Origin of the sequence: Fulvivirga imtechensis AK7, from assembly GCF_000331535.1 — a bacterium.
GTDB lineage: Bacteria > Bacteroidota > Bacteroidia > Cytophagales > Cyclobacteriaceae > Fulvivirga > Fulvivirga imtechensis.
This window is the reverse complement of sequence record NZ_AMZN01000124.1, coordinates 1-11042: the sequence shown is the minus strand read 5'-3', so window position 1 is coordinate 11042 and position 11042 is coordinate 1. Positions and strand designations below refer to the sequence as shown.

Annotated in this window: 3 protein-coding genes; all 3 read left to right on the top strand. The window is 47.5% G+C overall.

Translation table 11 applies throughout. The features are described 5' to 3' along the window. The first annotated feature begins 198 nt into the window (after positions 1-198). On the top strand, positions 199-588 hold the full coding sequence (locus tag C900_RS26205) for a hypothetical protein (RefSeq protein WP_040497610.1): 390 nt from the start codon (positions 199-201) through the stop codon (positions 586-588). A gap of 13 nt (positions 589-601) precedes the next feature. Further along, positions 602-4777 carry a hypothetical protein gene (locus C900_RS26200; protein ID WP_157494244.1) on the top strand — a complete coding sequence of 1392 codons (4176 nt, stop codon included), beginning with the start codon at positions 602-604 and terminating at the stop codon, positions 4775-4777. Positions 4778-4818: 41 nt separating this feature from the next. After that, positions 4819-11042 (top strand): DUF6443 domain-containing protein (locus C900_RS26195; RefSeq protein WP_185114004.1); only part of this gene is annotated, 6224 nt, incomplete at its 3' end.

Sequence of the window (11042 nt, the reverse complement as noted above, 5' to 3'; positions counted from 1 at the left end):
ATCAGTTGAGTTAACGCTGTTACATAACCAAACCCGTTTTGCTGTTTATTGTAAATAACATACATGGATCAAGAGTCTCCTGTGAATGCATTTCATGATAATTTTTCAATTAATTATTTCATTTAGTATATTTCTTTTCTAAATTGCACCCTTGTTTGTTAAAAATATTAATAAATAGCAGATAAAATTACTTGCTCTATGGCTTTAGCTTTACTGATCCTTATGTTTTTTCCCGTCTCACATCCGCAGGACTGCCGGGTGCAATTACCAGAGACTTTGCACTGGACCGGGAAAGTAGTTAAGAAAAACCATCAGGGCTTGGTGACCATAACAAAACAGGATAATGCCAGCTACCTGATCTCTGATTTCTCAGCAGGTCTTTTCCAGCACATGGGCTTTGATACTGACAATCCGATGGTGATGAGCATCGACTGTGAAAACAAAGTGGCGGGAGGTAGTTTTGATACCCGCTTCGGACAATGTGTAATAACCGGCGGTAGCTGGGATCCCGAAAATAAGCGGCTAGTGATCGACTGGAAGATACCGGCCAACCAAGTAGATGAAACCACAGTTTTCTCCATTCCTTAATCAGAATTTTCACATGAGATTTCAACACCCTTCAAACTTACCAGGTATGATCCTATGCCTGGTATCGATAGTATTTGTAAATGTAAACAAGGCATGGTCACAGACCGTGGATAAACTCACCGGCAGTGTTTCCTACAATATGCCGCTCTGGGAAATCACCTCTAAAGATCTAAGCTACCCTGTGGGATTGTTCTACTCATCCAATGGTATAAAAGTAGGTCAGGGTTCCGGGAGCGCCGGGATGAACTGGAGTGTCAGCTCCGGGGGTAGCATCACCCGTGTACTCAGAGGCCTGCCCGATGAGATCAATACCGCTACGAAGAAGGGCTGGCTGTCAGGTACGGCAATGGAAGTAAAAAACTTCAGCCCTGCCGGTGACGACAATTATACCATTGCTACTGATGAATATAGTGACTTTAACACCATCAGCGGGTTCGGAGGCTTTGACTCCACCACAGTGATAAAAGATACCGAACCGGACCTGTTTTACATCAACGCTCCCGGTATCAGTGGCATGTTTTCATTCGATGAAAATGGTGAGGTACTTTTAAGTCCCCACCAAAATGTTACAGTTGATCATACTTACTTCTCCGGCAGCATCTTTCGCTTTACAATAACGACCTCTGCCGGTATCACCTATACCTTCAGCCTACCTTTAAAGATGACCATTCGCACCGAAGCGGAAGATGAGTCGAAGATCTTTATAGACAAGAACAACTACTACAACTTCAAATCTGAAGTCAGCTTCAACAGTACCTGGCACCTGACCATGGTGAAGTCCGTTCAGGGTGGACTGATCAGTTTCGACTATAAGCGCTTTTATTTTAAAGATGCCCTTTCAGATTACCATATTACTTCCTGGGCGCCATACAGAACGGATACGGTTTTTATTTATTCTTATGAATTTACCAGTAATGCAAATGTAAAGTTACCTCAGTTTGTCTACCACTACGAAGAAGAACAACCCTACACGTTAAGTGCTGTTCATGGTGATACTCATTTTGTCAAGTTCATTGAGGGACTCCATCACATCCCAACGCAATTTTTGCCGAGCGGAACGAGAGACCAGCGTGCGGTAAATATGCGTCAGCCACTGATTAACCAGGTGGAGATATATGAAAATTTGACGGCAGACAAGAAAGTAATGAAAAAATACGTGCTGAACTATAGGTTTTACAGGTCTTCACCAAATATAATCCCTGAAGATCATGTGAGGACATATTACCCATTTCTGCTTTCCGTGTCAGAACTGAACGGCTGGTATGAAAAGCCCGCGGTAAGGTTCAGCTATTACAATATAAATGACGAAACCGGCACCGTATTACTTCCTCAAAGCCTTTCTTACAGCAGAGATTATTACGGCTATCCCAATGGCTACAGCGCCATTGAAAGTCTTCCCGAAGTATATGTCTATCCCGGAGAGGAGGTAAGCGAGCGGTATCGTCCTTTTCCTATTCCCGGATACCAGGACAGGGTATATGTGCTGGAAGGAAAAGATACCAAACCGGATATCAACAGGATGCTTTCAGGGATTCTAAAAACTGTTCACTTGCCATCGGGAGGGGCTACTGAGGTCTTTTATGAGCTCAACGATTATCACGACCCGTTGAGCGGCAGAAATGAATATGGCGGAGGGTTGAGGGTATCGCGGTTATTAACCACAGATGGGATCGATCACCAAAATGATATCAACACCTACTACAGCTATGACGCCACGGCAGGCATTTCCAGTGGAAAACTCATCCACCGGCCACAGTATGCTTTTACACCTGGATTCCATATTGACCCCCGTGATACCACTGTCAGGTACTTCCATGAGTTAAGCGGCAGCGATGAAGAAGAAAAATGGAAGCGAATTACCCTGCGGCACTACGACAACCAAAACTGGGACCCTGTGAACGGAGGCTCGTATGTGAACTATGAAAAAGTCACCACCTCTCAGCCCGGCCTGGGTAAAACCGAATATGAATTTGACATACCGATAACCTATGGCACTACCACTCACGGATCATGGACGGCCACCAAAACAAAAGTAGCGCGCCAGAGCCCGGGTTCGGGTGAAAATTACTACGGGTTGGGGCCGGTAATAACGCATTTCAGCTACCCTTTTGCACCACAGCCCAACTATTCATACCTCAATGGAGAGCTGAAGAAGTCTACCATCTATAACGAAGCCGGGAATATTCTGAAAACGATGGAAAATACTTATACCTATTTGCCCGCTATTCAAAATATCAAGAGCCTGCGCAAAGAGCGATTGCCACTGATGGCCACCGGAGGGCTCAAACAAATGTTCATTTACAGCCCTTATGAGCTGCATATGATGACCACGCCATTGTTGCTATCTTCAGTGACCACCAATTTTGATGCCAACGGAGGTCACCATACCACCTCTGCGGAGTATAGCTATGCCACCGGTGATACCCCCTACCTGCTCAGCAGCACATCTACCGATGCCGAAGGAACAGAATATAAAACTTATCATAAGTACAACCACCAGTACAGCACGGTAACCGGAAGTAATGATAAAATGGTGCAGGCCCTTGAAAAAATGAATGCCCTGGGACTTGAAGGCATGCCGGTAGAAACCTACCAGACGATTAAAAAGTCCGGTGGTACGGAGAAAGTGTCAGGGGCGTCATTAAATTTCTATACATTCCTGCCCGGCGATCAGCTTTTGATGGAAAGCAGTGAAGGACTTAGACTAAACACTCCTGTTACAGATTTTACCGGAAGTACAGTGAATACCACAACAAAAATGTTTACCAAAGATAGTAGGTATGAGCGGATGGTTGAAATGGTGAGCACCGATAGGTATCTGAATGTAAACACTGTAAAAGACCGCAACCAACAGTTGAGTACCACCTTATATGGATACAGAGGGAAGATCCCGGTTTTGCAGGCTTCAGGAGTAGTAGCGGCAGGGATCGCTTACAATAGTTTTGAAACATTTGGTTTGGATGTATTACAGGGAAATGATCATGAACTTGCTTATAGCTCCGGGTATGTAGCATCGTCTTTTGACGGCAGGGCGGACAGCAAGTGTATACAGTTGAATAGTAATAACGAACTGAGAAAAACCATTACCCGGGAAGCAGCTCACAGGGAATACATATTTTCCATCTGGGTGAAGTCAACCGGTGCATCCACAGTTACCCTGCTTTGTGATGATAATACCACACAGGCAACTGGCACGATCAGCATAACAGATACAGGGGGCGAATGGAAATACTATGAAACCACCATTGATGTCAGTGGATTGTCGAACACTTTTGATATCATGCTAAGCACCTCGCAAAGCATTAGCATTGATGACGTACTATTCTACCCTTCGGTGGCTACTTTAACTTATAACTCACTGGATGCCGACCTTCGCAAGACAGCCGAAACCAACCACCAGGGGCGAAGCACTTACTATGAATACGATGAGGCTCAACGCCCCGTGCTGGCCAGGGACCATCAAAGGAACATCGTAAGCAGGACCACCTATACAACAGATACCGATGAAGGTATATTCCCGGTCATTAGCTTTGAGGGGCTGATCACCCTCAATGTACCCAAAGAATTTGCAGTAACCAACATCGGAGACCCTTCTCAAGTGGCCTTCCTGTGGAAAATAGAACCGCTAACGGCTAATCCCGATCCTGAGGATGATAACACCTATACCGGGGTGACCACCATATTGAGTGACAGCAAAACACAATTGACCATCCCCGATACGCTCGATTATATGGTAATGTGCAAGATCGTAAAAGACACCAAAGCCTACTATGTATCGGCCATAGTGCGCAAAGATAAAATTGTGAAAGGCGAGCTCCACCTGACCATCTGTATTGACGGGCCTGTGAAATACGACCTGTGCGGTGTTGAAGACGGACCGGCCCATAGTTGCGATATTCCCGGCACGGCAGATACCAAGTTCAAAGCAGAAGCTTTGGGGGCATCGCAAGGGGTAACTTACTACTGGTTTTGGTGGGATTCACCCAATCAGTCTATCCATACCTTTGGCAACCCAGTCAATAATCCTAATTATCCTCCGGCGCACACTGGCCAGGTGTACCTGTATGACCGAACATACCACCCCAATGATTTCTACCTGGTCTGTATAGCGGTAGATGGGGAAAAAGAAGCCCGCAGTTTTGTATATATCGACTATTACAAAAGTGACATCGGATGTGCTACAGAGTAAAAGATAAGACAATGAATACCCAAATATCAAAAATAAAGGCCATGAGATCATTACTGTTCACCTTTGCTTTGTTGGTAGCATTTCAAACAGTTTTTTCACAGAGCATACAAGGCCCTTCATCATCGCAGGTAGGCGCTACTGCTACCTATAGCTATACAGCTTCCCATCTTACATTGGGTTTTTGGAAGGCCGTTGGTGGAACGGTAGTAAACACATATAGTAATGGAACCACTACAATTTACGCGGATATACAATGGAATGATGCCGGCTCAAAGTCGGTGCGGCTGGAGCAATGGAACGGTACGCTGTATGACCAGAAATCTGTCAGCGTTCAGCTTGACCCCGGTTCCATCGGAGGGGCGCAGACGATTTGCTATAACGGAAACGCAAGTTTAACCAACACAGAAAGCGCAGATGGAGGCAGTAGCAGTATAGTTTACCGGTGGTTTAGCAGACCAGAGGATCAATCAACTTTTTCCATGGATATATATGCCACTGCGCCAACGCTGAATGTTGACAACTTAACTAAAACAACATACTTCAAAAGAGGAGCCAGGCTTTCTGGAGATACGCAGTATTATTTTACTAACCAGGTAAAAATCACAGTACGTCCATCACTGTCACCAGGGTCAATTTCCGGGGCTCAAACCATCTGTAACGGCGGTAACCCCGGTAACATATATAATAGCACCAGCCCTTCGGGCGGTAATGGCAGCTATACCTATGCCTGGAGGCACAGAAGCCCCGGGGGAAGCTGGTCTTGGATCAGTGGGGCTAACTCATCTTCGTATGATCCTCCGGTGCTGACCAGTACCAAAGAATATCAAAGAAGGGTGTACTCGTGCGGGCAATATAAATACAGTAATATCATCACCATTACCGTACGTGACCAGTTGCTGGCCGGGCAGATATCTGCACAGGATCCGGAGCTGTGCTACGGGCAGGGTACCGGTATCCTCAGCACGGTCAACGCCAGTGGTGGTGGAGGTATTCAATCCTATAAATGGTGGCGCAAAATAGGCTCCCAGGCGTGGGAGGTAGTGAGTGACATGACGGGTGCAGGATATATAGGAGATACCCCCGGCCCCAGTGTACAGTATAAAAGGGATGCGATCTCTAATAATTGCGGAACCGTCACTTCAAACACTATTACAATTACCAGGTTAGATCCTGTTTCCGCAGGAAGTATTTCAGGCTACCAGACCATCTGCTCCGGTACAGCGCCTGCGCGGCTGAACAATAGCGCCTCGCCATCGGGAGGAGACGGAACTTATACCTACCAATGGGAGTCAGCTCCTCAGGGGGGCACTTATACCGCTATAGCCGGGGCCACTAATGCTTATTATGATCCTCCCGTGCTCAGTAGTAATAAATGGTTCAGAAGAAAAGCTTCTTCATGCGGAGGTACTGCCATAAGCTCAGGGGTATTGATAGAAGTTTACGCACCTGTCATGCCCGGTGAGATCTATACCAGCGAAGATATGCTCTGTGAAGGAGCGGATCCACAAACCATTACCAGTACGGCAGCCGCTTCAGGTGGTAATGGCTCGTACAGTTATCAATGGCAGTCATCAACAAACGGGGGCAGCACGTGGGGTAATATTTCAGGGGCCACAGGCACCAGCTACAATCCGCCAGTGCTGTCCGCAACCACTAAATTCAGGAGAATGGCCGGATCTGGCAATTGTGTGTTGCAGCCATCAAACGTTGTTACGCTCGCACCGGTACTTACTGTCCCCGATCCGGTAACCCTTACAGGAACCTACGAGTTCTACCAGGGCGGGCAGGTGAATCTTAATTTCACCACTCCACCCAATGCCAATACGTATAAATGGATGAAGTACAACAATGGTATCTGGTCGGAGATGACCGGTGTGACCTCCCCTATGACCGAAACAGCGGTAGATGGTATGAAATATAAGGTGATAGCATCCAACCCCTGCGGTTCGGCAGAGTCGAACATCATAGAAGTAAAAATACTTCATGATGCCGATTTTCTGGCCGTATCAGATCAATACTGGGAATTGGCCACAGGTACCATCACCATTCAAAACTACACCGGAAAGATAGATACCTGGCAGGTGCGTGATGCGGGAGGCTCCTGGACTAACATAGCAGGTTCTGCTGATACCTATAGCCAGACGTTTACCAACAAAACTACCTCGTTCGAGTACCGGGTGAAGGTGAATGGAGTAGCCAGCAATCCGTTTACTTTTGAAGTGCACCACACCTTTGCAGACTTACGTGTAACAGGTCCGGAGATAACAGCCAATACTTCGGTGACAGTATCCCTAACAGGCTATCAAACTGCTACCGTTACCCAATGGCAATACTCCGAGCCGGTGTCGGGACTTCATTTGGAGCCCTTGTTGTCTGATGATGGTTTCTGGATATTTAGAGAATATAATACATCAACTTCCATTACACATGATAATATTGTAAAGGATACCTATTTCAGAGCAAAGATATCTTTGAATGGCAAAGACTACTTCAGCCCCTGGAAGCTGGTGAAGAAAGCCTCCCCGACAGATGCACTGTTGCCTGAGAAACTGCATACAAAAACCGAGCAGTTGAGGGAAGAAGTAACTGATGAAGCCAATATTACAGCACAGACTGATAAAGTAACCGCTTTTAGCTATCACGATGGGCTGGGCCGAAATGTACAAAGCGTGGTGAAAGGCATGAGCCCCGGGCAGAACGATATGGTAGCCTTCCAACAGTATGACGAATATGGAAGGGTGACCAGACAATACCTGCCCCACACGGCTAGTGGAGCAGACTTTTACACAGACCCCCAAACTACGCAAGCCAGTTTCTACAACGGAGCGGTGGCTAATGTGCCGGCAGACAGCTACCCCTGGGCAGAGACGCAATACGATACCTCTCCATTGCAGCGGGTGCTGGAGCAAGGCGCCCCCGGAGCCGACTGGCAATTGGGCAGCGGCCATACGGTGAAGCAGGATATTACCTACAACACAGCAGGTACGGTCCGGTACTGGAAACCGGACGGCACCACCAATAGCTACTATGCCACTAACACCCTGGTGATAAGTGATATGACCGATGAAAATGGCAACCATGTGCTCACCTGTACCGACAGCCGCGGACTGACCATATCAAAGAAAGTACAAAACGACACCGGCTACCTGGAGACTTACCATATCTATGACGACCAGGGCAAGCTGAAGTATACCCTGCCCCCAAAGGCAGTGGAAATACTGGGCACAGGTACGACCCTCGATGCCAACAGCGCAAGCATAGCAGAGCTGATCTTTAAGTACACCTACGATGCCAAAGGCAGGCTGGTAGAAAAGAAAGTGCCCGGCAAGGCTGTGGAATATATTGTTTACGATCCGTTTGACAGGCCGGTGCTTACCCAGGATGGCAACCTGAGGGCCAGCAACCAGTGGTATTTTACCAAATATGACATACAGCAGCGCCCTGTTTATAACGGTATCTATACCAATGCCACACAAACTACCAGGGCAACTGTACAAGCGCTGTTTGATAACCTGGACTACGAGACCGCCCCCTACTACGAGGCGAAAGCGGTGAACGCTACATATCACGGCTACAGCAACACCGTGTTCCCTACCTCGGGACTGGAAGTGCTGGCGGTGAACTATTATGACAACTACGACTTTGACCGCAACGGCACTGCGGACTATGCTTATGACAATACCCACCTGGCAGGGCAGAAGGCCACCAACACCCTACTAAGAGGTATGTCCACAGGTAGCAAAACAAAAATACTGGGTACGAATGACTGGCTGGTAAACGTAGTGTTCTATGACGACTACGGCAGGGCGATACAAACCCTGTCGAATAACCACAAAAACCTGGCAGTGGCCGATAAGGCTACAATGGTCTATAAGTTCAACGGAGAGGTGGAAAAAGTGAAGAATACGATGAGTCAGGGAGGAGAAATCTTGGCGCAGGAAACCCGGTTTGGATACGATCATGCCGGGCGGCCTGTAGATATCTGGCACAGTACAGCGGTAAAGGCCACGTGGGTGGACCTTGTAAATGTGACTACAGAGAACGGTGTATTAAGCAAAACTTCAGGAGGTCAAAACTGGAATGGAGGTGGAGCTTCTTTGCAGACCATACCGGCGGGGAGTGATGGCAGTATTGAGTTTGTAGTCAATCGTATTGATACTTATCGCATGATTGGCCTGTCAACCTCCAATGTTGATGCTGGCTGGGCAAACATCAATTATACCTTCAACCTCCGGGATAACGGTACTTTTCACATACGTGAAAGTGGTAGTGGAAACCTGTTAGCAACAGCACCATCGTATGAGTCAGGTGACCGGTTTAGAATAGAAAGAAAGGGAGAATCAATTCTCTACTGGCATAACAACACATTACTAAGAACGGTTGTAGCGAATAACGACATCTTACTTGTTGATTTTAGCATATTTTCCCCAGGCCATGTGTTGGAAGAGGTGATGATTAGCACAACCGGAGAAATGCTTCTGGCTCACTATCAGTACAACGAGCTGGGGCAACTGGTCAAAAAAGATCTTCATATCACCTCGGGAAGTGCATTACAATCCGTAGACTACGCCTACAACATCCGCGGCTGGCTGAAAAGCATCAATGACCCCGACAACATCACTGCTGATAAGCTTTTCGGCATGGAACTGCTGTATAACGAAAGCCTGGATGCACTGGGCCAGACCCCTGCTTACAACGGCAATATCACGGCCATGAAGTGGAAGAACAACCTGACTACAGAAAGTGAGATACAGGCCTATGCCTACAGCTACGACAAAACCGACCGGCTAAAAGGCTCTAACTATGGAGAGGGCACAGGCCTGACGCTAGGCGCTCAGCGCTACGCTCTCAGCAACCTCGCTTATGATGCCAATGGCAATATTACCGGTATGACCCGCAAAGCCCCGGACGCCACAGGTTTACCAGTGACTATTGACCAGTTAACCTATAACTACAGCGGCAATCAGCTAACTAAAGTAGATGACACCGGCAATACAGACGGCTTCAGCGATGTGACAGCAACCACAGACTATACCTATGACAGCAACGGTAACACCATCTCAGATGCCAACAAAGGCATTACAACCATTACCTATAACATTTTAAATAAACCCGACTCCATTACCTTTGCTAATAGCACCTCAATCAAGTATATTTATGACGCTTCTGGCGCCAAGCTTTCGCAGAAGCTGTACAAAAACGGCACATTGCAAACCACTACAGACTATATCGGCAACATGGTGTATGAGAATGACACCCTGCAGTTCTTCGGCCATGCCGAAGGCCGTGTGGTAGCAGGGGCCGAGGGAGGTTTTGACTACCAATATGCCTACTCCGACCATTTAGGCAATGTCAGGATGCTGTACACGGCCAATGCTGACAGCCACACCTTTACGGCCACTATGGAAACAGAAGCCAATGAACAGGAAGATGATGGACTGTTTACCAATGTGGATGAAACCAACACAGTAGATACCGGTGCTACTTCCTACAACGAAGTAAGCCGGCTGTTCAGCAGTCAGCCCATCGGGCCGGGCATCAGCCTGCCGATGTATCCGGGAGACAAGGCTACCATGAGTGTAAAAGCCTACCACAGGGGTGGAAGCGACTTTAATAACACCATAGACCTGAACACGTTCATCACTACGCTGGCGGGCATTTTTGGAGGAGTAAACGGAGGTACTTCTTCAGAGCAGGCTACTTTTAATGCCTTTGACAATGCTATCAACCCGGATAATGGCGGGTTTGGCTTACTGGGCAGCACCCTCAACACCAGGCCTGCGGGCTACCTGAACTACATCCTGTTCGACAGGAATATGAAGATGTACCAGCACGGCCATGCGCAGATCAGCGAATCAGGCACATTGGAGACGCTGAGCCTCACAGATATAGAAGCCACCAAGGAAGGGTGGATCTACGTGTACCTTTCCAATGAAAGCAACAGCCTGAACGAGGTGTATTTTGATGATATGGTGGTGGCGATTCAGGAAAGTTTGGTGGTGCAGAACACGGATTATTATCCTTTCGGACTGCAGCATAACACCAGTTGGACAAGGCCTACGGACTTAAAGAATAATTTCCTCTACAATGCCGGCTCAGAGCTGAACGAGCAGACAAAAAATTACGAGACCTTCTTCCGGCAGTACGACCCTGCCCTGGGAAGAATGACAGGTATCGACCCCATGGCTGTGAAGTACAGTGGTGTGAGTCCTTATAATTATGCTTTCAACGACCCGGTAGGACTCAATGATCCCTCAGGGGCGGA